General features: G+C 39.7%; 21 protein-coding genes. 1 reads left to right on the top strand and 20 read right to left on the bottom strand.

The window, feature by feature from the left end:
- Positions 1-54: 54 nt before the first annotated feature.
- Positions 55-2,715, top strand: a complete 2,661-nt coding sequence (locus F596_RS0102620) for a hypothetical protein (RefSeq protein WP_051078036.1) — start codon at positions 55-57, stop codon at positions 2,713-2,715.
- Positions 2,716-2,850: 135 nt separating this feature from the next.
- On the opposite strand, the gene F596_RS0102615 is transcribed toward F596_RS0102620, so the two are convergent.
- The 20 genes from F596_RS0102615 to F596_RS0102520 all read right to left on the bottom strand — a co-directional run bounded on the left by F596_RS0102615 (position 2,851) and on the right by F596_RS0102520 (position 22,682).
- Positions 2,851-4,152: a class I adenylate-forming enzyme family protein gene (locus F596_RS0102615; protein WP_019035758.1), complete on the bottom strand. Its 1,302-nt coding sequence runs from the start codon at positions 4,150-4,152 to the stop codon at positions 2,851-2,853.
- Positions 4,149-4,373 carry a phosphopantetheine-binding protein gene (locus F596_RS0102610; protein ID WP_019035757.1) on the bottom strand — a complete coding sequence of 75 codons (225 nt, stop codon included), beginning with the start codon at positions 4,371-4,373 and terminating at the stop codon, positions 4,149-4,151. Before F596_RS0102610 ends, F596_RS0102615 begins: the two co-directional genes overlap by 4 nt.
- A gap of 75 nt (positions 4,374-4,448) precedes the next feature.
- Positions 4,449-8,033: an MMPL family transporter gene (locus F596_RS0102605; protein ID WP_024992601.1), complete on the bottom strand. Its 3,585-nt coding sequence runs from the start codon at positions 8,031-8,033 to the stop codon at positions 4,449-4,451.
- Between the two features lie 33 nt (positions 8,034-8,066).
- Complete coding sequence (locus tag F596_RS0102600; protein ID WP_019035755.1) at positions 8,067-8,945, bottom strand: alpha/beta hydrolase; 879 nt, start codon at positions 8,943-8,945, stop codon at positions 8,067-8,069.
- A complete protein-coding gene (locus F596_RS0102595) occupies positions 8,938-10,446 on the bottom strand; it encodes a phytoene desaturase family protein (protein WP_019035754.1) in 1,509 nt (502 codons plus the stop codon). The genes F596_RS0102600 and F596_RS0102595 overlap by 8 nt, the downstream gene beginning before the upstream one ends.
- A complete protein-coding gene (locus F596_RS0102590; RefSeq protein ID WP_019035753.1) occupies positions 10,443-11,951 on the bottom strand; it encodes a phytoene desaturase family protein in 1,509 nt (502 codons plus the stop codon). Before F596_RS0102590 ends, F596_RS0102595 begins: the two co-directional genes overlap by 4 nt.
- Positions 11,952-11,957: 6 nt before the next feature.
- The gene (locus tag F596_RS0102585) at positions 11,958-13,454 is read right to left on the bottom strand and encodes a glycosyltransferase (protein ID WP_019035752.1); all 1,497 of its coding nucleotides are present in this window, start codon (positions 13,452-13,454) and stop codon (positions 11,958-11,960) included.
- Positions 13,448-13,846 carry an ApeI family dehydratase gene (locus tag F596_RS0102580; RefSeq protein ID WP_019035751.1) on the bottom strand — a complete coding sequence of 133 codons (399 nt, stop codon included), beginning with the start codon at positions 13,844-13,846 and terminating at the stop codon, positions 13,448-13,450. Before F596_RS0102580 ends, F596_RS0102585 begins: the two co-directional genes overlap by 7 nt.
- Positions 13,830-14,252: a hypothetical protein gene (locus F596_RS0102575; protein WP_019035750.1), complete on the bottom strand. Its 423-nt coding sequence runs from the start codon at positions 14,250-14,252 to the stop codon at positions 13,830-13,832. Before F596_RS0102575 ends, F596_RS0102580 begins: the two co-directional genes overlap by 17 nt.
- A complete protein-coding gene (gene lolA2, locus F596_RS0102570; protein ID WP_024992600.1) occupies positions 14,227-14,847 on the bottom strand; it encodes a flexirubin biosynthesis/transport protein LolA2 in 621 nt (206 codons plus the stop codon). The genes F596_RS0102575 and lolA2 overlap by 26 nt, the downstream gene beginning before the upstream one ends.
- A gap of 2 nt (positions 14,848-14,849) precedes the next feature.
- The gene (locus F596_RS0102565) at positions 14,850-15,203 is read right to left on the bottom strand and encodes an EamA family transporter (RefSeq protein ID WP_008446559.1); all 354 of its coding nucleotides are present in this window, start codon (positions 15,201-15,203) and stop codon (positions 14,850-14,852) included.
- Positions 15,191-16,954 (bottom strand): beta-ketoacyl-[acyl-carrier-protein] synthase family protein, encoded by a 1,764-nt coding sequence (locus F596_RS0102560; RefSeq protein WP_019035748.1) that lies wholly within the window; start codon positions 16,952-16,954, stop codon positions 15,191-15,193. Before F596_RS0102560 ends, F596_RS0102565 begins: the two co-directional genes overlap by 13 nt.
- 30 nt (positions 16,955-16,984) lie before the next feature.
- Positions 16,985-17,242, bottom strand: a complete 258-nt coding sequence (locus tag F596_RS0102555; protein ID WP_008446553.1) for a phosphopantetheine-binding protein — start codon at positions 17,240-17,242, stop codon at positions 16,985-16,987.
- Between the two features lie 18 nt (positions 17,243-17,260).
- Positions 17,261-18,946: a beta-ketoacyl synthase N-terminal-like domain-containing protein gene (locus tag F596_RS0102550; protein ID WP_019035747.1), complete on the bottom strand. Its 1,686-nt coding sequence runs from the start codon at positions 18,944-18,946 to the stop codon at positions 17,261-17,263.
- A gap of 20 nt (positions 18,947-18,966) precedes the next feature.
- The gene (locus tag F596_RS0102545) at positions 18,967-19,389 is read right to left on the bottom strand and encodes an acyl-CoA thioesterase (RefSeq protein ID WP_008446634.1); all 423 of its coding nucleotides are present in this window, start codon (positions 19,387-19,389) and stop codon (positions 18,967-18,969) included.
- Positions 19,386-19,856, bottom strand: a complete 471-nt coding sequence (locus tag F596_RS0102540; protein ID WP_008446469.1) for a hotdog family protein — start codon at positions 19,854-19,856, stop codon at positions 19,386-19,388. Before F596_RS0102540 ends, F596_RS0102545 begins: the two co-directional genes overlap by 4 nt.
- Positions 19,857-19,883: 27 nt before the next feature.
- Complete coding sequence (locus tag F596_RS0102535; protein WP_024992599.1) at positions 19,884-20,717, bottom strand: LpxL/LpxP family acyltransferase; 834 nt, start codon at positions 20,715-20,717, stop codon at positions 19,884-19,886.
- A gap of 37 nt (positions 20,718-20,754) precedes the next feature.
- The gene (locus F596_RS0102530) at positions 20,755-20,997 is read right to left on the bottom strand and encodes an acyl carrier protein (protein ID WP_019035745.1); all 243 of its coding nucleotides are present in this window, start codon (positions 20,995-20,997) and stop codon (positions 20,755-20,757) included.
- A 15-nt stretch (positions 20,998-21,012) separates the two neighbouring features.
- On the bottom strand, positions 21,013-22,110 hold the full coding sequence (locus tag F596_RS0102525; RefSeq protein ID WP_019035744.1) for a FlxJ family methyltransferase: 1,098 nt from the start codon (positions 22,108-22,110) through the stop codon (positions 21,013-21,015).
- 41 nt (positions 22,111-22,151) lie between these two features.
- Entirely contained in the window at positions 22,152-22,682 is a 531-nt protein-coding gene (locus tag F596_RS0102520; protein ID WP_024992598.1) for a hypothetical protein, read from the bottom strand.
- Between the last annotated feature and the right edge of the window lie 2 nt (positions 22,683-22,684).

Raw genomic sequence — 22,684 nt, 5'->3', positions numbered from 1 at the left:
CTGCTATCTGTGCCACATATATATAATATAAGTAAAGTAAATAAAAAGAAAACAATGAATAAGACTGCAAAAAAAGTAGCATTTAGCTTTGTTTTATGTTCAGCTCTGCTATATTCGAGCTGTGCCGACTATCTAACAGAGAAAAGCTCTTCAGCTTCTACTGTAAGCAGTGAGCAACAATCAGGTATAGATATACAGACCTCACAGGCTTATATATCTGCAAGTGCCTCCTTAGAGGGTATGCCCATAACGGAAGATGCCCAAGGCGAAGGGGCTTCCCCCACTACAAGAGCCTTCCCTATGATGGGAGGAGATAAAGATGGGCATTTCTATCCACAGCTATCTAACGGAGACAAGCAGATAAAGGCGCGCATCTTCTTGGTGAAATATGATAAGGAGCATAGAGGTAACGATGGGGCAGAATTCTATATGAAGACGGACCCAAAACTATGTTTGGCTGCCGGCGAGATAACCTTCGACAAGGTGGCTAATGCCAGCGGCACGGGTATAACGCTAAGAACACAAAACTCTAACCTTACCAACCTTACATGGCTTAACGATAAGGTGGATATAAAAGGGGGAAAAGAGGAGTGGTTTATCTGCGGCGTTATAGGGGGTAGAAAAGACGAAAGCCTTAACCCTAACCCTAAAAACATAGAAAAGCTGATAAAAGAATATCACATGGAGTCTGCAAACAAAGCAGATAAGGATAAGTTTATAAGACACATAAAGAACATGTATTACTTTGGCGTGTTTTTTGACCCTGCTGCACCTAACTCGCTGCATAACACTTACTCTTCTGATGGCAAGCTAATGGCTGATGTGCCTTTCTCTACTGGTTGGATTAAGCTATCTAACATAACGGGTAAAAACAAAGTAGAGATACGCAATTGGCACTTTAAGCCTTTAGGCGTACTGCTAAAGTTTAAGATACGCCGCAACGAAAAGCTTGTAAAGCCAGAGGGGCACAACTATACCTTTGCCAGCTCTCAGATTTCGGGTAACGGCTTCTTCACAATGTGTCCTTTAGAAGACATTGCCAATCGCACAAAGGAGGACGAAACCTTTGGCTTAGACTGCAGGCTGCGCTTAAACTCAAACGGCTCTCCGCACAGCATAAACAAGCAGTGGTACTGGAACTATGAGGAGGATCACCGCCCATGGTTTAACGACCCTAACAACAAGAGAGACGGCTTCTACGAATGGCAATACACCTATAACTCAAGCAAGATGCGAAAGCCGGGAGTTAGCAACCCTAAGTACGACGAGTTCTTTGTATGGGGAATGCCTATCAACGACCAGTATAAAGGCATTTTACGCCACCAGTCTATGATAACAGCAGAGCATGGCGGCTTTATGCTTGGCAGAAAGATGACAGTAAAAGGAAAGGTGCGTTATGCCGACGAATGGTTAGTAGACACGAGAAGTAAAGAAAATAAAGAGACCTCGGAATGTATCCCTAACATACAATTAGAAAAGGGCGACGGCGTAGGATATAAGACTATAGAGCTTGGTGTGGTGCGCCCTAACTTCAGAGAGGTAGACCCTAATAATAAAAAGCTGCCTAAATACCCTTGGCCTAACCCTTTGGAGCGATTAGCAAGGACTAACACCATAGTATACGCTTTCCAGCCAGCGTTTGATAATAGCTTTGTTACAGGCCCTGGTACTTGGAAAGAAGGGGACTGGGGAAAGGTAGGTCAGGACGTTCAAGGAAAAGAAAAATACGCTATGACATGGAGGGGTAAAGACTTCAAAAAACACTTTATCCTTAACAAAGACTATGTGCCACGCGGCTACCATGTGCCTAACAACGAGGAGTGGGGCGTTGCCTTCTTTAATATATTAGAAGACATTTCTAACCGTAAAATAAACTTATACCCATGGGTTTTTAATGGAGATAAATCTTTAAAAGATGCCCCTAACCCTTATTTTGAAATATTTTCACCCAGAAAAGATAATATGGAACCTAATCTCTGGCAAGGTCCAGACAAAAGAAGTAATACAGAAGGTTATTTTTGGAAGGATTTGCCTGTTTGGGCTTCTTATTTTAAGAAAGACGATACTAAGGGCGAGATATACGCTATAAGGTTTGAGCCGCTCTTTATAGATGACAAATATAATAATATAGGTGAGGAAGATAGAAATAGGAGCTACTATTTTGGGCGCCGCTACCGCTGCGCATATAGATATAGGTTTATGAACTTAGATAAGCAGCCTGCAAACGAATACAACTCCGATGGGCAAGGGGCACGCGTCATCATACAAAGCAGGTGGATAGGCAACGCCGATGTAAACATAAAAGACATTATGAGCGACGAATGGTGGGGCGAATGCTCTGATAGCAACCCTTTATATAATGTAGACTGCTACCGTGTTATACCTATGTTTGGGTTAAAAGACTATGATTACGGTGTTCCTACTTGCAACTATTATACAAGAGTAAATAAATATTACTCTAAGAGAGAAGGAGTAGCTTATGACCCTTATGAAGAAGACAAAACTTACATTTCACGAAGGATGTCGTATAAAGGTCTTGCAATAGAGGCGAACGTCAATAGTTCAGCTTGCTACCCTGTCCGCTTAATAGCCAGCCGCGAGACTAACGAGTTCTCTCCGCAAGCTCCAAGAAACAGAAAGGAGTTTAAGATAAACGGTAAAGATGTAGAGTTAGACTTTATTAGGCGTCCGTACAATCCTAAGACTAAGAAGTAAAGAGATAAAGAAAAGATATTTATAAACACTAAAAAAAAAAGCGTGGGGCTATGCCAATAGGTTTATTACTATTAGTATAGCCCCACGCTTTAGTTACATATTATAAAGTGGAAATAAAAAGGAAGCTAATGCTTTCTATCTATAATGCTTCCTATCTATCTTGCCATTAAAGGTGCGATGTATCTTTGATGCCTCTTCATATAATAGCGGCACTTTATAGGCTTCGAGCCTCGACTTTAAAAACTTGATAAGCTCTTTTTGCTCATAGCCCTCACCCCGCACTATTATAAGTTTTAAGGCGTTAGTGGTGAAAGCATGCTTTACCGAGATACATACACAGTCGCTAACGCCGCCATACTGCATAGCAGTGGCTTCCACCTCTGTGGGGTCTATCTTAAAACCACCTATATTAATAACATCATCGCCCCTACCCTGCAAGCGCAACCGCCCCTTGCTGTCTATATATCCCATGTCGTTAGTAACGATAGTGTTGCCGTTTAAGATAGTTTTAGTAAGGTCAGGGTCGCCAAAATATCCCATCATGAGGGTTTTACCTTTGCAACAAACCCTACCTTCGGGGGTTATAGCAAACGAAGAGTGTTTCATTGGCACACCCAAACACCCTGCCAAGCACTCACCCTCATTATAATCGTAAGTGGCTATTATACCTGTTTCGGTAGAAGCATAAGTGTTATAAAGCCGTGTGTGGGGTAAGATTTTGCAAAGAGCCTCCATGTCCGTTTGCGCCATTGGGGCAGCACCTGTCTCTATAAAGTCTATCTTATCGGCATAAGAGGCTAACTTCTCTTTAGATAATGTTAGCAGCATACGTATGTTAGTAGGCACTAAGAATGTAGCTACCTTAGAGGGAGCGTCGTCAATGGCGTCATAAAAGGCAGTGAGGTTTTTCATTCCCCCTACAAGATGTATAGTACCTCCTACAAAGATAGTGGGGTATAGCTTAGAGAGGCTACCTATATGGCTGAGAGGTCCGCTTACTATAAAGGTAACATCTCTTGTAAACTTCTGTGCTAAAACAAGGTTTTCGGCATTAGCAAAGATAGTATCATGGCTAACCATTACTGCCTTCGACTTGCCCGTAGTGCCAGTAGTATATAGCACATCGGCAACCCCCTTGGGAGCTTTCTTACCTGCAAACATAGCTATTATTTCCTCTTTTCGCTTTTCAGGCAGCCCTGCCTCGAAAGGTACGGCAACGGCATCTATGAGATGAAGGGCAAAGTAAGTTACTACAAACTCTATCGTAGGTGTTGCTTCTATGGGTACGAGTTCGCCAGGAAAGTATGTCATAGTCCTTGCCTTGCTACACACATAGTTATATAGCTGTGAGTAGCTAACGGTGTAACCCTCTGCCTTAAGGGCTATGCTTTCACGATTTCTCTCGGCGTTGCTGCGCAGTTTTTCCTCTATTTTCATTTTAATCTTATCTTTTCTTTAACCATACTAATAAGGCTATCTATGGTTCGGAAGTTTTTAGGAGTAACATCACTGTAGTCGAACTCTACGCCATACATATCAGAAAGGGTCATCAGTATGGTTGTTATACCAAGCGAATCGAGCTCCTGGAAAAGGAAATCGGAATCGAAATCGACGAGCGGCAACAGCTCTTCAAGTTTTGTTCTTATAGCTTCTTTCATTTTTATATTTATTAAAAAAATATTGTTGTTTCTATTATATATTAATGTGTCTTCTCTTAGTTTGCGTGTTATATGCTACAGGCTAATGATATTAATATCGCTAAACGTAGACAGCCTTTCGCCGTCAGGGGCAAAGGCAAAGACCTTACAGCGCGTAACGTCTAAGGCTTTAAGGTAGCTGTGAGATATTATTTTCACGTTATGCGTTATGCCTTCAGCGCAATAACTTATCAGAGCAGCCCGCTCATTATCCTCTTCGAGGACATATACCTGCACATCTTTATGTACTAAAGCATATAACAGGGCAAACTCTCCATAGCCTTTATTTACCACAACGACATCATTATGACGTGTGGGCGTGGGCGATACCCATTTATCAAAGTCGTCAAAGCGTTTAAGGCTCTTTTTTACCGACTTATATACCTCTACGCCCTTATAACGATAACGGTCGAGCAGCAAGCCATGAAAGTAACGGGCAGTCTCCCTCAAAGAGACTATCTTAGCATACTGCTTAACATAGTATGCATGTATGGCTTTAGTACGGCTAACATAGTCTGTACCCCATGTGGCATCGTTTTGTGATATTCTCTTGCCTATACTTACATCTATGTGGCCTGCATATACCATAAAGCTACCTCGTGGCAGCACCTCGTTAAGCCCATGGAGCAGTACGGGTACAATGTCTAAACTTAGCTCTTGGGCTATGTAGAACGCTCCTTTATGAAACCGTAGTATAGACGAAAGCGGGTTACGCCTGCCCTCGGGAAACACCACAAGGCTATAACCCTGCCGCACACGCTCTTTTAAAAGGGCTATGTTAGCCTGCATATCGCTACTAAGAGTAACATATCCCAGCCAGCGATATATGCGCCTTACCACCCATGAGCTGCTTGGAGCGTTATTAGAAATAAGCACCAGCTTAGGGCTTAAAGCCATAAACACGGCAGCATCTAACATAGACTGATGATTGCTAATAACCATTACAGGAGCCTCAAAGCTCTCTTTAAAAGGGTTGTCTACCCTATATCTTACACTCGGTATATGTGCCAAGCTATAACGGTAAAGCCTATGCACATACCTTCTAAAGCTCTGCTCCCTACCCTCTGTATGCCTTAAAAAGCAAAAAACAAAAAAGCCTCTTACATATACTGTTATTATCTCAAAGAAGAATACCACTACAGCAAGCCCCATTCTTAGCAAAGGCTTCATAGACACCGGACGCCTTCTATAACCGCTTGCGTTACTAACTAAAAACTTAAAGATGAGCGGTGGAAAGATATAAGCCATCAAGACCACAGAAAACATACCCGTTATAGTAACCTCTGCTAAAGAATGTAGAGCAGGGTGGCGAGCCACTATAAGCGTACCCATACCTATAAACATTATCAATGCCGAGATGATAATGGACTGTTTATAAGAGGATAACATCTTGCGGCGGTAAGCATACTCGTAGACAGCACCCTCGGTCATAAAGATGGTATAGTCGTCGCCCTGACCAAAGATAAAAGTAGCAAGGATAATATTAACAATGTTAAACTGCATTCCCATAAGCCCCATAAAGCCTAATATCCATACCCAGCTAACAGCCATTGGCACAAACGAGAGCAAAGCAAGCTCTATGCTGCCCATAGACAACCATAAAAACAAAAACACTATAAAGCCGCATGCAAAGCCTATATAATTGAAATCGTTAGAAAGGTAACTGGCTATGGCACTGTTCATACCCACAACATCAAAGCTGTTGCTACCATTCTTCTTAAGATAAGCCTCTACGGGCTTCACATTATGCTCCTTTACCGATAAAAGGCTTATAACGTTATACTGCTTCTTGGCATGGTCTATGCTGATGTTAGAAGAAAAAATCTGCTTTATAAGCTTATCAAAGTAAGCCACTTCACGCACAGGGTATTCCCTTTCTAACAAGGCATAAAAGCTATCAAAGCTGTTAGGAGCAAAGCCTTCCGAGAGGGTACTACGGTGTAAAGATGTCTTTATGTCCGCCTTATGTCGAGAGAGAAACTCCCGCCAAAGGCTTAACCTATGAGCCTGCTCTTTCTTAGAGGGTAAGAAGCGGCTACAAGAGGAATATTCATGTATATAGCCTTTATCTTTCAAACGCCTGAGATATGGCTGCAAACGAAGGTTTTTATCTAAAGCAGCGTCTATGGTAGTATCGGTAGAGATGGCATATACCTTCTGAAGACCGCTGCCATGGGTCATCATGCGCTGAAAGTAAGCCATGTCTGCCTTTTGAGCTCTTGTCATATAGTTGATATGTGCGATGTTGGCATCAAACTTTGTCTTAAAGCTAAAATATCCAAACACCACAGTAAGTATAAGCACTACGATAATAAAGGCAGGCTTATTCTCTAAGGATATGTTGCCAAGTTTGTCTAAAAAAGTATGCTTTCTGCCCATAGTAGCCTTTGAGATGTGCGGAAGATATATCAAGACAAAGAAGATAGTGCCTACAAGGAGCAAAGAGCTAAACAAGCCCAAGTCTCTTAAAGCTACCGACTGCAATGGTACTAATGCCAAGAAAGCTCCCACCGTGGTAACATTACCTACCAAGAGCGGCACTACTATTTCGCGCAAAGCCTTACGATGGTTAGGCGTATGTGAGAGGTGAGCTATGAAGTGTAGCGGATAGTTGACAGCAATACCTAAGATAACAGACGATATGCCTATGACGATAACAGACACCCTATCGTGTAAAAGAGCCATAAGCCCCATAGCGAAGAGCCACCCCCACGCTATGGAAAGAGCTATTAAGAAGAGGTTACGCACATTGCGGAAAGAGAAAAGCAGCAAAGCTAATATCAGTATTACAGATATTGCTACAGACAAGATACTGTCCGTCTTTATCTGCTTAGCATTAGTAACGGCTATAACAGGGCCGCCTATGATGTGTACATCGATGTTTTTGCCTGCCACCTTAGTAGCGCAAAGGTTAAGCATATCTATTAGTGAGGCGTTGTTTTCGGTCTCGCTTGCGCCATACGGCGAAGAGATCATAACAAAAGCTTTCTGCATATCGGGCGAAAAGATATGACCATCGTATAGCTCATACTGTAGGTCTGCCTCAGATGGTTGCAGCCTTTTCAGTATAGGTAAGAAAAGGTTAAGAGGGTCGCGCTGTATGTTATCTGCTAATATTCCTCCTACGGGAAACATAAGCATCTGCTTATCTCGCTGCAACTCTCTCTTAGCATACCCTTGCTGTGATAGCAGGCTATCCATTCTTATATAATCTGCCTTCGTGAGGAAATAAGGTATGTTATCGTAAACGAAAGATGTTATATCCGTCATCTTCTGCATATCTACCTGCGACATCACGTTTCTTATAACCTTAGCCGTATCGGCTTTTGCTATTTCTTTGGTAAAGGCATCTATAGTGCTTACCATAGCATCGGGATCGGTATGAGTGGTGTCTTTATACTGAAAGACAGCAAAGATCCTGTTAGCTCCAGATATGTCCTGATATACCTTTAAGGCGTTATGGTGAGTGCTGTCTATGGGGAGGAAGTCGGCTATGTCTTCCTTATAGTTAAGACGCAGCATAGATAGCACCAATAGCAAGGTTAAGCCTAAGAAAGAGAAGAGGCACATCATGCGGTGCATCTTCATATAGGCGTATATCTTTAATACAAAGTTAGTCATTGTTCCTTTTCTTTTACCCTTTTAAAAAACCTGTTACCTCGTTATATTTTTCTTTATTAACCCGTTTAACCATGAGAGAAACTCACCTTTCCACCTTCTGCTTTCTACAGTTCCCTTATGTTCGGCAGCTCCAAAGCCATGCCCCCCAGTATGATATTGTATGTACTTGTGAGGTATGTTATTAACGCTTAGAGCAGAATCGAGCAGCACAGCGTTATGAAAGTCCACTATAGGGTCGTCTTTACAATTAACTAAAAACACAGGCGGGCAATCTTTTGGTACATGATTTTCTGTTGACAGAGAGTGTCTTAAAGAAATATTATTCTTCATATCATCGCCTAACAATGCCCTGCGTGAACGTTTATGCACACACTTTTTCTCCATAGTAACCACTGGGTATATAGAAGCTATAAAGAAAGGGCGTTCTTTAGGTGAAAGGAGTTCGCCTGCTAACATCACCAGATGTCCACCAGCTGAAAAGCCCATAACACCTATACGGTGTGGATTAATATTATATGCGTTAGACTTTTCGCGTATATAGGTAAGAGCTTGGTGTAGATCGTTGAAAGCATCAGGGTACCTATAGCCACGAAAAAGATAACGAAAACGGGTAAGATATGCCCAAAAGCCTGCTGTACGATACCTTAGGACAAAGGCTGAAATGCCGTTTCGCTGTAACCACTTACCCACTGCTTCACCCTCTGCCTTGAGATCGTGCCAGAAGTAGCTACCTCCCGGACACACCACAACAGATATGTTATCATGCCCAGCAGCAAGATAAGGCGTCATCTCTACTGCTTTTCTTACGTTGGTGCCTTGCCATACGTTTACCCTTAGCTCCTCTTTTTTAGCTTTTGTAAAGGGCAATAAGACCAACAACATTATGCTTAGCACATATAATCGCCTATTCATTAGCCTCTTCATTATTAATCTTATTTAATATATAGTCTTTTCCCAAGATAGCTTCTGCGGTATTAATAGCCGTTAGAGAGACACCACAAAAGCCATGAAGATTATTATTTTGCCCTGTAAGCAAAAGGTTGTCCACCTTAGTAAACACTGGCACTTGTGAGAGAGTTATATTTTTATAGTCCTTACTATAACCGCTCAAAGCCCCATCTTTAACACCATAAAAGTCGCGAATGGTAAGAGGCGAAGAGGCGTTTACCTTTTCTATGCAAGACATAAAGCCAGGGTGCAACTCTTCTACCTTTCTTAATATCTGCTGTGTCTTTTGCTCCTTCCACTGCTCATAGTCTTTACCACGATGACCCACAACAGTGTTTTCCCACTTAGCTACCTCCTGAAAAAGCATAGGTGCCGTAACTAATGCCTTATTAGCATACTTAGACTGCTGCTCTTCGGGTGGAGTCATAAACAAAAACCCTAATGGCCAAAAGCTATGAGGCTCACCAAAGTGCCACACGTCAGCGTATCGCGTCATATAATATTCCGAATGGTTAATATAAGGAAAGGTATTAGGCTTAAACTTAATATATACCGAAAAAGCAGAATAAGAATTTGGTATAGACCTAAGCCTGTCTCTGTAAGCCTTAGGAAATGCTTTCTGGGGCATAAGCTCAAGAAGAGTGCATGGATGAACATCTGATATATAATACTGCCCATGATACTCTCTACCCTTAGAGGTCTTTACAAAATCTATATGATGATCGTTTACCTCTATCCATTCCACTTTATCGCCTACTATCACCTCTCCGCCAGAGCTTTCTATAATGGAAACTAACAAATCGGCAAACTTACTGCTTCCCCCCACAAACCTGCTTGCACCGTTTATATATAGCGTACTGATAATAGCATGTATAAACGAAGGAGTTTCATCGCCCCTACCACCATAAAGCGGATTCATATAAGCTACTATGCTACGCAGCTTAGGGTTATTAATATACTTTGCCACAAAGGCATCTGCCGAAAGGAGAAAGTCGTCGGGATATCTTTTAAACAAGCTGTCTTTAGAAGGACGAAGATGAAACAAGTCTACATTATCACTAATATCATATATCGCTTTAACGTATGCTGCTATATTTTCCCTTTCTTTAGGAAAATAATATGCTAAAGAGTTTATAAAACCCTCTTTACCCTCTTTGATATTATAACGCTTTTTGTCTTCTGCAAAATAAAGACTATCCGCACATTCGGCATCAACACGCCTTAAAAGCACCTTGTCTATAATACCTAAATACTTACAAAGACGGTAAATATTACCACCTTCCTGCATTCCTCCTATAACGTGCATACCTGTGTCGAACCTTTCGCCAAACCTACTGAAAGTTTGTAACCCACCACCTATAGTAGAATTTTTCTCAAGCACTACTACCTTAAAGCCTTCCTTTGCAAGTATAGCACCTGAAACAAGTCCGCCTAATCCTCCACCTATAATAACTACTGTTTTCATTTGTTAGCCTCCTGTATCTGTTTATATATTGTTTTTGCTGTAAGAAGCTCGCTGCACGTTACTATAGCTCCTACCAAAACCCCTAACATACCATGAGAGTTAATGTTCTGCCCTGTAAGAAAAACATTCGGTATCCTTGTTCTTTGTGGCACCCTGCAAGCTGCTGCCATATTAATATCCTTAGCGTTGCCATACATAGATCCTCCCTCTGTGCCTGTATAATAACGATAGGTAAGAGGAGTGGACGTATAATATCTGCTGATATTATCACTTATATTAGGGAAATGCTGTTCTAAAACAGATATAAGTTTTTCGGCTTTTTCCTTCTTAAACTCCTCATAGTCTTTACCCCTATGCCCCACTGAAGTGTCTGCCCACTGCTCTACATCTTTCATCTGCATATACGACAAGATTACTCCCGTAGAGGCAAAGCCTGTTAGATCATTTGGGCAAAAGTGCATATAAAGAAAGCCTTTAGGCCATGTTTCAGAGGTATATTTCTCACAATCCCAAGGCGTATCTGTCTGATAACCATAATAATTATAATTAATATAAGGCACGGTGTTTTTCTTAAAACTCAAGTAAACAGAAAAGCCCCCAACCGTTTGTGGTATCTCGTTAATGCGCTTACGAAAGGCAGGACGTATGAGCTTGGTGTTAAGTAGCTCTAAAGTGCGCATGGGGTGAGCGTCAGAGATAACATAATCGCAAGGCAAAAGGTCTTTACCATTCACCTCAACGAAGGTGGCATGTGTGTCGTCGCATATAATCTTAGTGGCTTTCTTACGGGTTATAACCTTACCGGCATAGCTCTCTATGACTCTTACTAACGCTGCTGCAATGGTATCGCTCCCTCCTTTCACTCTGTAAGCACTCTGATTATAAAAGTCCATAATAAAAGCATGAGTAGAAAAGGGCGTTTTGTCTTTTTCGGCAGCATAAAGAGGCAAGTTGCCTACAAGAACTTTAGATAGTAAAGGGTCTGTGATAATATTGTCGATAACCTCATTTATAGAGCGCAGCTGATACTCCGTATTAACAGAAGCGTCCGTTTCGGCATATTTCAAAGAGTGTAAAGACGATGCAGAGGCTATCTTTTCTACCAGATCATAATATCTCACTAAGTTGTCGTGCTGATGTGGAAAATATTTAGTCATTTGCTTAATAAAAGCCTCCTTACCATTTGCAAACCTATACCGCTTACCCCCTAAAGACACCACATCATAACCTTTAGTATCTAATGGTGAAAGGGTAATATCCTTATCTATCTCCAGAAAAGTAAGCAGCTTTCTTAACGTTTGCCCTTCAGAGGCACTACCTATGAAGTGCATACCTGTTTCAAACTTATCACCACCACGATAAAAGCATTGCAAACACCCTCCTACCTGCGTGCCTTGTTCTAACACAGTAACATCATAACCGTTTTTAGCTAAGATAACTCCTGTGGACAACCCTCCTAATCCACTTCCTATAATAACGACCTTCTTCTTATCTGCCCTTAACATAATTATTTATATCATTTGCTCACACCTGTTAGATATCTCCTCATACCTTTCCTTATAATGCTTACGCATGGCAGAGGCTTGCTGCTGACAATTGCCCATCTGCTGCAATTCTGCCTGCGAGAAAGGCTTATCTACCTCTATATATAACAAGCCCTTGCGTAAGTGATAAGTCTTTTTAGGAAGCACCTTACCTGTACCATAAAGATACATAGGTAAAATATCTAATCCTAACTCTTGCGCTATGTAAAAAGCTCCTTGGTGAAACCTGCCTATCTTACAATCCATAGAACGAGTACCTTCAGGATATATTGCTATGCTATAACCCCTGGCTACAAGCGGTTTGAGCTTACATACTAAAGAGTCAATACCCTCCTTAACGGGTAAATATTCTGCCTTACGTATCATAAAGCCATAGAAAGGATTGTTCCATACCCACTCATTGGTGAGAAAGATTATCTTTGGTGTAAATATAAGCTGACACATTAAGTCGAGATGCGACTGATGATTACATATTATGATACGTGGCTTATCGAAACTTACATTTGCTAAAAACTTACTATAAAACTTTGCTCCAGGAACACCATGACGCATAATAACAAAGCGTGAAGCATAATAGATAAGCTGATGTAAACGAAAACTCTTCTTTTCGGTCATCTTACCTAACTTAATATATAACCATGTGAACGGAGTAAAGATAATAAGAGAGAAAAAAACAAAAAACAACAAGGAGTATGCTGTTCTTATAAAAACCATTAAAAGACGCCATAAGCGTAAAGGCAAACCATACACTACGGCTAAAAAACAAAGTATAGTGTTTAAAACTGAAATCCTCGCAAAGTCAGTCCCAGCTCTAAAATGGCTAACACGCTCTTGACGAGGAGGATAATATACATTAACAGGTATTGACACCAGCTCTACGCCATGCCATGCTGCAAAAACCAAAAGCTCTAACTCTGCTTCATAACGAGAGGTGAGCAATGATAGCCCATATAGCTTGCGTAGTGGGTATAAGCGATAACCCGTCTGCGTATCACTTAAAAACTTACCTGTCTGAACACAAAACCAAAAATTAGAAAACTTATTAGCAAAGCTGCTACCCTTAGAGCGATCTACCCCCTCTAAATTGCGATTTCCTATTATCAAAGCACCGGGTGTCTTCTTGTTAGCCTCTAAGAAAAGCTCTATATCTTTAGGATAATGTTGCCCATCAGCATCAAGAGTGATAGCATAGGCAAAGCCCATTTCTAAAGCCTTCATAAACCCTACCTTTAGAGCATAGCCCTTACCCCTGTTTTTAGAATATGATAACAACGTGATATTATCTATCTCCTTCAAAAGAGACGTTGTGCTATCTGTGCTTCCATCATTAACAACAATAACATTATCACAATAAGACAATGTTTCCAACACCACCTTTAGAACACTTCTTTCATTATTATAAGTAGGTATAACAACACAAATGCCTCTTAGGGTAAGCTGCCTTTTTACTTCTTCTTTCAACATTGCTTTATCAACTCTAAAGACATCTTACACTTTAACTCACCCGAAGCACTTACCTCTATTTGTGCCTTAACCCTAAGAAAGTCTTCTAAGACGTCTAACTTCTTTATTTTATATTCTACCCTTGGCGCATCTATAGGCGAAATAATAGAAATAAACTTTACGTTCTTTACCTTTACTATCTCTAATGCTAACTTTATAGAGAAATAATCTTCTAAGTATTCTTCTAAAAGCTCCTTACCTATCTGTACAATACATACACCGGGAGTAATAGGTTCGCCCGGGAAATGAGCCTGATAGATGATGTGAGCCTTGTTTAAAGCTATTGTAAAGCTGCATGGAGGCTCGGTTATTGACTTTTCAACTATAGTATATAGATTATTCTTCAGCTGCATCTTTTAATAATGAAAATTTATAATCTATCTTATATCTCTCATTACGATAACAAGAAACACCCTGCTGCAAATTCTTCATCAGGCAAAGCAAATCGGTACGCAATACTCTCTTTATATACCACTTATCAAACATCTTAATAACACTATCTATCTTTACTTTATCAAGGTCGGGTAAATAAGTGAAGCTAATAACAGAAATGCCAAACTCATTAAACAAGCAACCCTTAACACCACTTACATCATGCACCAAGACACAGATGCCACTTGCATAGCCTTTCTGCATTTCTATAGTAGCATCATACCTTACCCTTGAGCCTATACTGTCAGGAAATAACGACTGACCATGCAAAGGTAATACCAGAAAACTTAGTATGCAAATACTAATTGATACTAAAAACCTTTGCATATATAGGAACATTAGTCTTGACATTCTTTAGCACTATAACAGTCTTATCGCCTTTCTTTTCTACAAGCTCCACTGTAGAAACCATAGAACTATGCTTGTTAAAGCGTAAAACTATCTTTTGAAACATTTGCCTCATCTGCTTTTGCTGTGGATAAAGGGTAGCTATATATTCTGTAGAAGCATCGGTTATGCTCGACTTAAAGTCCTTTGTGTCCGTCAAACATTTACCTACCACACTATTCATCATAATACGAGCTATCTCCTTAAACATCTTGCTCTGATTAATATTAATAACATCACTGCGCTTACCCCTGCTTATAAGCACCTTTTGCCCATTAAGAACAAAAGCATAAGTATAAGGAGATGTATATTCCCAACGAAGCTTATTACCCTGTTGATAAAACATCTTACCTCGTGATACCATATTATAATTGAGCATCTTGATATACTTTGTCTGCACAAAATCACATTGCATCGACTTCATTTTCAAAGCCAATGCATTTATTTGACGCTTTAGCTGTGCCTCATTAAGCTGTGCAGAAGCTATAGAGAAAAACATACCTAAAACAATAAAAAGAACAAAAAACCTTTTCATAATTATTTTGCTATTAAAAAACATCCTATTATTATAAAGCCCACTCCTAACCATTTTACCATAGAAACGGACTCATTAAAAAACAACATTGCCGCGAGAAGACCAAAAACATAGCTCAAACTTATCATAGGATAAGCAACACTTAGCGGATAACGCTTAACAATATACATCCAAAGAATGGAACTAATGCCAAAGAACACACCACAGCAGGCAAACTGCCAGTTAAGCAACAAGCTAACCCAAAAGCTACGCCTCCAGCCAAAAGGCTGCATCTTACCTAAGCCAAACTTTAAGAACACTTGCCCACCTGATAGCAAAACACTTTGCAAAACAGATAACACTATTACTCTCCACATGACAACACCATAACTACAGAATGTACCCCGGGCAAATCCTTTTGATGAACATCATCTGATAAAGTATCAAAAAGCAACGTACTCTCATCATGACAGCCCACTAACACGTTCTTAACCTTACCGCTACGCAACAACATTTCAGCATCACGAATAGCCCAATCTAAAGAATGAGACTCCTGAGTGTAAGTAACATTATAACCATAACAATGGGTCTTTATAGCTATATTACTACCAATAGTATTATGTGTGCTCTGCATAAAATAAGTGGGCTTTAACATTACCTCACCCTCTGACCTTATCTGATATAACAAACGCTCACTGTTTTCCAAACAGCCATAAGCAGTAGCTGTAATGATAGCTTCTGGCGTCTTTATACCTGCTTGCTCCAAAGCCTCGAGCGATGAAAGAAGAGAGCTCTTCATTATCTTACCCATACGACGAGATTCCAAAGGCTTAACATACTTACTAATACCAGACAACTGCTCTATACTTGTTATCTCTACCTTAGAAAGAACCTTTATTTTATCTTTAGAAAAAACAGTTTCTTCTTTCAACGTAGGACAAGAAGATATTACTAAAGATGTATCGTTACCTCCAAAACCAAACGAATTACAAAGTACATGACGCAACTCAATATCTCTTACTCCCAAAGTAGGGGTTATACCGTCTTTCATCTGATTACTCCAACCCAAATTAGCTGGAACAAAATGGTTTTCTATAGCAAGCAAACATATAACGGCTTCTATACCTCCCGAGGCACTTGTAGTATGCCCCGTAAAAGATTTTGTACTCGATACCAAAGGAAGATTATCTCCGAAGACACGTCTTAAAGACACACTTTCGCTCTGATCATTATTAGGAGTACCCGTCCCATGAGCATTAATATACTGTATATCATTAGCCGAAAGATGTGCGCTATGCAAAGCCTCCTTCATAGCAAGATAAGCCCCCTGACCATTTTCTGAAGACGCCGTTTGATGGAAAGCATCACAAGCATTACCATAACCCGTCAAGTAAGCATGTGGACAAACACCCCTTTGCTTAGCTGTCTGCTCCGATTCTAACACTAAAAAGGCTGCACCCTCTCCAAGATTTATTCCAGCTCTTGTTTCATCAAAAGGACGACACTGCTCATCATCGAGTATCATTAACGAATTAAAACCATTAAGATGAAAACGAGTCAAAGCCTCTGTACCACCTGCTACTACTATATCTGCCTGCCCTGCTTCTATAAGCCTTGCACCAAACATAATAGCATTAGCTGCCGAAGAGCAAGCTGTAGACAAAGTAGTTACATCGCTAAAGATACCAAAATAGTTAGACATAGACAACGTATTATGACCACAATCGTGATGACGTATAAGCGACGCTCTATCCTCTTGCTCTATATGGTCAAAGCAAAGCTCGGTAATATCCATACCACCTACCGTTGTTCCCGACACAAGAACTATACGCAAAGGCTTCTCCCTATACTTTGATACATCTATGCGAGCATCTTTCAAAGCCTCATCTATAGCTAACATACCCAACAAAGCAGTACGGCTCATCATCTTATCGGAAGGTATGCCAAGCATAGATTTCATCTCTTCATTAGATAAATCGACCTCTGCTACAGGCAATTCGTGATGAACAGATTGTAAATGCTTCATCTTACCTATACCAGTTCTGCCATCAAGCAAAGATGACAATACCTCTTGCTTGTTTTTACCAATAGCAGAGACTATTCCCTCTCCTGTAATTGCGATATTCATCTTTATATGATTTTTAGAGAATACCTATATCTATTTTTTCCTATTCTTATCTACATAATCAGCTATTGTTGACACACTCTTAAAGATCTCTTTACCCTTTGCAGGATCAGAAAGCTTTATTCCGTATTTTTTCTCCAATAACACTATAAGTTCCAATGCATCAATAGAGTCTAACCCTAAGCCATCACCAAAGAGAGCATCATTCTCATCAATATCATCAGGGGTCATCTCCTCAAGATTTAATGCTTCTATAATTTCCTGCTTCAATTCTTTTATCAATTCTTCCATTGTTGTTTTTATTTTTTTTTATTTATTTCTTATTTCTATAAGCTCAAGATCCACTTCAAAATGGGTATCGTCCTCATAATCTATCCAGCCTGTTAACACACTCTTTATATGCTTATCCTGCGCCAAAGTATCTAACACCTCATACATCTGCTCCTCGCTCTTTTGAGGCAAGATATAAAAGGAAGTTTCACCATGATAATGATTTCTAATAGCAATTTCTCCTGTTACTATATTAGGTAATGTGTAAACAAACACCAACGGACTGGGATAATAACTCTCTTTACTTTGTATTGATTCTAAATATTTCCTATCCGAGGAAATAGAAGAAGAACGATTAAAAAGTACTACAGCCCTATCATCACAGTCCTTAAACCTTTCTTTCCCTTCAGCCTGCAACAACAATTCAGATGCAACAAAACCTAAACGGCACAGACCGTCCATCTTATAATACCTAATATAGCTACCTATTTTTTGCTTATAAATAGCAGTAAGTAGACTCGCACCACCATTATCATTATCTACCACAACTGCTTTACCATCTACAAAAGCACCTTGAGCAGACAAACTTACTTTATGACGCTTTATAAAACTTACCTCCTGCATATACTCTAAACAGCTCGTAACAGGCTCTTTCTTCTCTACTAAGACTGTGGCATTACAGCCACCAAAGCCTGAAAGCATCTTTACAAAAGCCTTCTTGCTCGTAGCACTATTAGCCTTAACTACATTCACTCTACCTGAAACACCAAGCTCCTCATAACCATACGTACCTATTATATTATTATCATCTACCGACTGCATACATAAAATAGTTTCTAACACTCCTGCAGCTCCTAAGGTATGACCAAAATATCCTTTCAATGCGTTTATAGGAACTTCTGACAAGTTAGCTCTTTGAATAGCTAACGACTCCATCTGATCATTAAACAACGTTGCTGTCCCATGAGCATTTATAAAGGCTAAGTTAGCTTTATCTACATCATATAACGTTTCTCTTAAAGCCTTATACAAGCCTTCAGCTGTCTTTGAAGGAGCACTAATGTGATAGGCATCATTCCTTACAAAGCCTTTACTTATAGTCCAAACCTTATTAGATGAAAGATGTTGAGGTAGAACTCTTGAAAGAACCAACGTTGCAGCAGCTTCGCCAAGGTTAAGCCCAGACCTGTCCATGTCAAAAGGTTTACAAGGCTTTAAGGATAAGGCCTTCAACGATTGGAATCCGGAGATAATAAAGCCTTTAGGCGTATCACAGCCACATACCACAGCATAGTCATAACTGCCTTGATCTAACAAGCGAGAAGCTAATATCAATGCCGACAAACCTGATACACAAGCATTACAAACCACAAAGGGCTTCATACCAAAAGTTAGAGCAACGTCTTTAGCAACCTCGCTCAAATACCATTTATCATCATCTTCTACACCTAAGCTCTCAATATCTCCTTTGGTAGAACTTAAGATAAATGCCACTTTCTGCTTTTCTATATTTATATTGAGCTTGCTAATGGCTTTCTTTACTGAGCGAAAAACTATCTTTTTAAAATCTGCAAAAAGAAAAGATCCTGTAAAAGATTCAGCAATATCATGATAACCTTTAGCATAAGTGCGAATACCAGACTTACCTGATTTCACTGCTAAATAGTTTTCTTCAGATGTTTCTCCTAATGGAGATATGATATTATCTGATAATATATAAGCCATAATCTTACTTTCTATACACTTTATTTCTTACCAAAATACTTCTCTTTCCATGCTTTATAAAAAGGAGGATTATCCCAAATAAGCTGATAATTCATATCTACAAAAACCTGCACAGAATGGCCTGTAGCTATCAAAGTATTATCTACGGCATCGTGTATCTCGTAATCGAAAACTATTTTTGCCGACTCTGTAGGACGATATATTATATCTATACGAGGAGTTAAACCATACTTTATAGGCTTCTTATAATGAATGCTTAGCTCTACTAAAGGTGCAAAATAGCCTTCATCGAAGAAATTCATATATTCCAATCCATATTTTTTGCCAAAAGCCTCACGAGCATCTTCAAAGTAAAGAGGGTAAGAACCATGCCATACAATATTCATAGAATCTACTTCACTAAAACGTATCTCAAACCTTTTAGACTCTTTTAGCTCTGTCATTTCTCTGTCTCCATTCCTTTTACGGCTATCTTTATATCTGTCGTTGCGAGTATCTTATCATTACTCTTTATAATAGCACTTGCTAAAGTCATACCAAAAACCTCTTCCTTTATCTCTACCTTTGTAGTAATTACATCGCCTATCTTAGGCAAAGAGATAATATCAAAGTTGCGCACTGCTCCGATAAAGCCTAACTGAACACTTTTCTTTAAAATATATTTATTAACATAACCTATACGAGCAGCACAACTCTGAGCTATGTTCTCCATCAGACCTGATGCCGAAAAACAACCATTATCCACAAAAATATTCCCAGCCTTAACCTCTGTTTCTGTTATAGTAACCCTCTTATCAAAATGTATAAGGCTACCTATCATCACAAAAGGCTCTTGCTGAGGCAGGAGTTCGTGAACATCTATCTTGCGAAGATCTTGCTCTAATGGATTATTTACATCAAAATAGATCATAATATATATAAACACTAAAAGTATTTATCATGCCCAAAAGTCGTAAAAATTATACCACTGCTGAGGATATTGCTCAAGCCTCTTTTCCAGCTCTTGGGCATAGCTATCAGCCAATTGCTGCATCTGCATCTTACGAGATACTGTTTTGTCATATTTCAAAGATGAAACATAAACTGTATATCCCATAGCCGATGTCTTAAACACGTTAACTGCTATAACTTCCATTCCACGCATTGTTGCTACCGAGAAAGGTCCCATGGGCAGCTTTGCCTTTTTACCCACAAACATTGCTTCCAATACCTTATGCGAACCTATAACACGATCGGCAGGCATACTGACAATCTCGTTATTAGAAAGAGCTTCGTTTATCTTAAACAAATGGCTCATATCATGCTCTACAGGTATCATACGGATATTAGTATGGGTAAATATTTCTTTCCTACCATTCATCACCGTAGCCTTCTCGCTACCATAAACTAAAGCATTCATACGCTTCTTATCTGCCACTAAGGTATAACCCGCTATCTCGTAACAACCCACATGAGCACTAAGCATCATGAAGCCTTCGTCCTTATCTGCCAGGCAAGAAAAGTCTTTATAACCTTTCACTGTTACCTTAAAGCGCTTTCCTGCAAACATAGCAAACCTATCTATCACGGTCTGACCAAACAAACAGTGATTAATATACGTAGACCACGCTGCATGAAGCTTACTATATCCCCGTCGCTCACGAAAATAACGATAAGCAGTTACTCTGCTCTTATTAATTATAAGACAAACGGGAATAACAAAAACAGCAGTAAAAGCATATAGTAACCTAACGTCTACATACCTTAAAATGCTTACCAAATGGTTATGCATCCAAGCTGTGCCAAAGGTAGTATTAGCTTTCACCCTTTTACCCTACCTTGCTCTGTATATAATCGCAAAACTGTTTCAAGGTTGTTACGCCCTGCATCTCTTCTGGCTTTATTTTAAAACCAAAATTCTTCTCCACGATAACAACAATATCCACAAAGTCAAGACTATCTATGCCAAGATCGTCCTTAAGACGAGCCTCTGGAGCTATCTTGTCTTCTTCTATCTCCAAATCCTCAACGAGGAAGTTTCTTACCTTTTCTTCAATTTCTTTTCTTTCCATTTACTTCTTTTTTTTTTATATTTTCTTTACTTCTAATATAGTGTGTCCTTGCCCAATATTATCATGTGTAGCTACCACTTTCATACCTGATTTCTCTATCTGCTTAATAAAATCATCGGAGTGATACATCTTGCTATTACCGTTTGCCATAACCGTAAAATAAACGCTGGTCATGGTAAGACACAGCGAAGCAGGTTCATACTTTTGTCTATCCCAGAAAGTCTCCATAATATATAATGTGGTAGCAGACGTCATCACCTTAGCTGCACGCTTTAGAATGCTACATATATCTTCCTCTGAAAAGCAATCGAGAAACTGGCTCATCCATATTGCGTCCCAGCTACCTTGTGGCAGCTCGTTGCACTCTTCAAGGATATTAGTAGGATAACCACTTATCCTTTCTGCACCATTCTTACCTTTTATATTATTCTGCATCATGCCTATCTGCCCAGGAAGATCCACAATGGTAACATTAACGTCCTTATCATGACCTACACAGCGAAGAGCAAACCGCCCTGTGTTACCACCTACGTCCATTACATGCTTAACAGTATTCTTGCCAAAGACTATCTCTAAAGCTGTATCGAAAGAATTATCACTATAAAAATGGTCGAACCCAAACCAGCTCCGCTGCACTTGCTCATCTAGCTTAGATAGCCCCTCATATATAGTGTGCCAATCTCCAAGTGTTTTAAGACCTGCAGGCTTACCCTCTTTAAGAGCCTCATCAAGGTAAAACATTCCACGATAGTTTACATCATGATTAAAGTCGATATTAACCCGAGTGGCAGGGTCAGTAAGCAAGAACCAACCAGTCTTAGAAATAGTATAACAATCGGTGGTTTTATCTATCAATACAGTGCCTATGCTAAGCGATGCCTCTAATAATATCTTGAGAACATACTCCGACAAACCTGTCTTTTGCTGCATATCAGCAAGTGTCATACCGCCTACACTATCGCGCAGATGATCCAAAATACCCCACCTTATCATAAGGCGGGATACTTGAAATATAATTGGTGCCCATGCTATATACTCTGCCTGACGCTGAGCCTCACGAGCCGACAAATGCTCCTTTGTATATCTATCACTTTCAGATTTGAAAAGATTCATAATTTTTATATACGTTAAGAATGCTTCTTATATATATATCTTTACTTTAGTTTTGCTACACGCTCTGCTAAGTTGAAAAAAGTCTTTCCAAAACATTCTCTTGGCACTAAATCCTTTCCATCTTCAGCCTCGTCAATAGTTATCTTTACTAACGATTCCTTTGTCTTAACATCTACTATCTCAAGGCTTCCCCACATCTTAGCCTCATGTTTAGGAACAAAACTCATTACTGAAAAGTAACGATCTATACATGTTACTTTAAGGATAAACTTATATGTAGCCTCTGAAGCATCTTTTGCTAATTTTATTTTTTTAGATTTTCCATTAAAACCTTTTATAAAGCTCTTCTCACAATCAGACAAGACAAAGTCATAATCATTGCCGAGTTTCTCCTTTAAGTCTTTATCTTTATCATATTTTGCTTCACTCCAATCGAAGACTATTAAAGCCTTTCCTTTCGACCTCATTATTATAGATAGATTTTTCTTTCCTTCTATTGCCTTTAAAGGATTACTTGCCATTGCTACTATGCTACATAATAGAAGGCACATGGTCATAAAAAAGTTTTTCATTA

Origin of the sequence: Prevotella amnii DSM 23384 = JCM 14753, from assembly GCF_000378745.1 — a bacterium.
Lineage (GTDB): Bacteria > Bacteroidota > Bacteroidia > Bacteroidales > Bacteroidaceae > Prevotella > Prevotella amnii.
Note: the sequence above shows the minus strand (reverse complement) of the source record. Positions and strands in the feature narration are given on the sequence as shown.

What these genes read in the sequence shown, in the direction of transcription:
- F596_RS0102565 (WP_008446559.1), bottom strand. Translation starts at nt 15,203, where the DNA reads ATGTGGAGAGTAATAGTGTTATCTGTTTTGCAAAGTGTTTTGCTATCA.
- F596_RS0102520 (WP_024992598.1), bottom strand. Translation starts at nt 22,682, where the DNA reads ATGAAAAACTTTTTTATGACCATGTGCCTTCTATTATGTAGCATAGTA.
- F596_RS0102535 (WP_024992599.1), bottom strand. Translation starts at nt 20,717, where the DNA reads ATGCATAACCATTTGGTAAGCATTTTAAGGTATGTAGACGTTAGGTTA.
- F596_RS0102585 (WP_019035752.1), bottom strand. Translation starts at nt 13,454, where the DNA reads ATGTTGAAAGAAGAAGTAAAAAGGCAGCTTACCCTAAGAGGCATTTGT.
- F596_RS0102550 (WP_019035747.1), bottom strand. Translation starts at nt 18,946, where the DNA reads ATGGCTTATATATTATCAGATAATATCATATCTCCATTAGGAGAAACA.
- F596_RS0102590 (WP_019035753.1), bottom strand. Translation starts at nt 11,951, where the DNA reads ATGTTAAGGGCAGATAAGAAGAAGGTCGTTATTATAGGAAGTGGATTA.
- F596_RS0102615 (WP_019035758.1), bottom strand. Translation starts at nt 4,152, where the DNA reads ATGAAAATAGAGGAAAAACTGCGCAGCAACGCCGAGAGAAATCGTGAA.
- F596_RS0102605 (WP_024992601.1), bottom strand. Translation starts at nt 8,033, where the DNA reads ATGACTAACTTTGTATTAAAGATATACGCCTATATGAAGATGCACCGC.
- F596_RS0102560 (WP_019035748.1), bottom strand. Translation starts at nt 16,954, where the DNA reads ATGAATATCGCAATTACAGGAGAGGGAATAGTCTCTGCTATTGGTAAA.
- lolA2 (WP_024992600.1), bottom strand. Translation starts at nt 14,847, where the DNA reads ATGAAAAGGTTTTTTGTTCTTTTTATTGTTTTAGGTATGTTTTTCTCT.
- F596_RS0102540 (WP_008446469.1), bottom strand. Translation starts at nt 19,856, where the DNA reads ATGATCTATTTTGATGTAAATAATCCATTAGAGCAAGATCTTCGCAAG.
- F596_RS0102555 (WP_008446553.1), bottom strand. Translation starts at nt 17,242, where the DNA reads ATGGAAGAATTGATAAAAGAATTGAAGCAGGAAATTATAGAAGCATTA.
- F596_RS0102620 (WP_051078036.1), top strand. Translation starts at nt 55, where the DNA reads ATGAATAAGACTGCAAAAAAAGTAGCATTTAGCTTTGTTTTATGTTCA.
- F596_RS0102580 (WP_019035751.1), bottom strand. Translation starts at nt 13,846, where the DNA reads ATGCAGCTGAAGAATAATCTATATACTATAGTTGAAAAGTCAATAACC.
- F596_RS0102530 (WP_019035745.1), bottom strand. Translation starts at nt 20,997, where the DNA reads ATGGAAAGAAAAGAAATTGAAGAAAAGGTAAGAAACTTCCTCGTTGAG.
- F596_RS0102525 (WP_019035744.1), bottom strand. Translation starts at nt 22,110, where the DNA reads ATGAATCTTTTCAAATCTGAAAGTGATAGATATACAAAGGAGCATTTG.
- F596_RS0102610 (WP_019035757.1), bottom strand. Translation starts at nt 4,373, where the DNA reads ATGAAAGAAGCTATAAGAACAAAACTTGAAGAGCTGTTGCCGCTCGTC.
- F596_RS0102545 (WP_008446634.1), bottom strand. Translation starts at nt 19,389, where the DNA reads ATGACAGAGCTAAAAGAGTCTAAAAGGTTTGAGATACGTTTTAGTGAA.
- F596_RS0102595 (WP_019035754.1), bottom strand. Translation starts at nt 10,446, where the DNA reads ATGAAAACAGTAGTTATTATAGGTGGAGGATTAGGCGGACTTGTTTCA.
- F596_RS0102600 (WP_019035755.1), bottom strand. Translation starts at nt 8,945, where the DNA reads ATGAATAGGCGATTATATGTGCTAAGCATAATGTTGTTGGTCTTATTG.
- F596_RS0102575 (WP_019035750.1), bottom strand. Translation starts at nt 14,252, where the DNA reads ATGCAAAGGTTTTTAGTATCAATTAGTATTTGCATACTAAGTTTTCTG.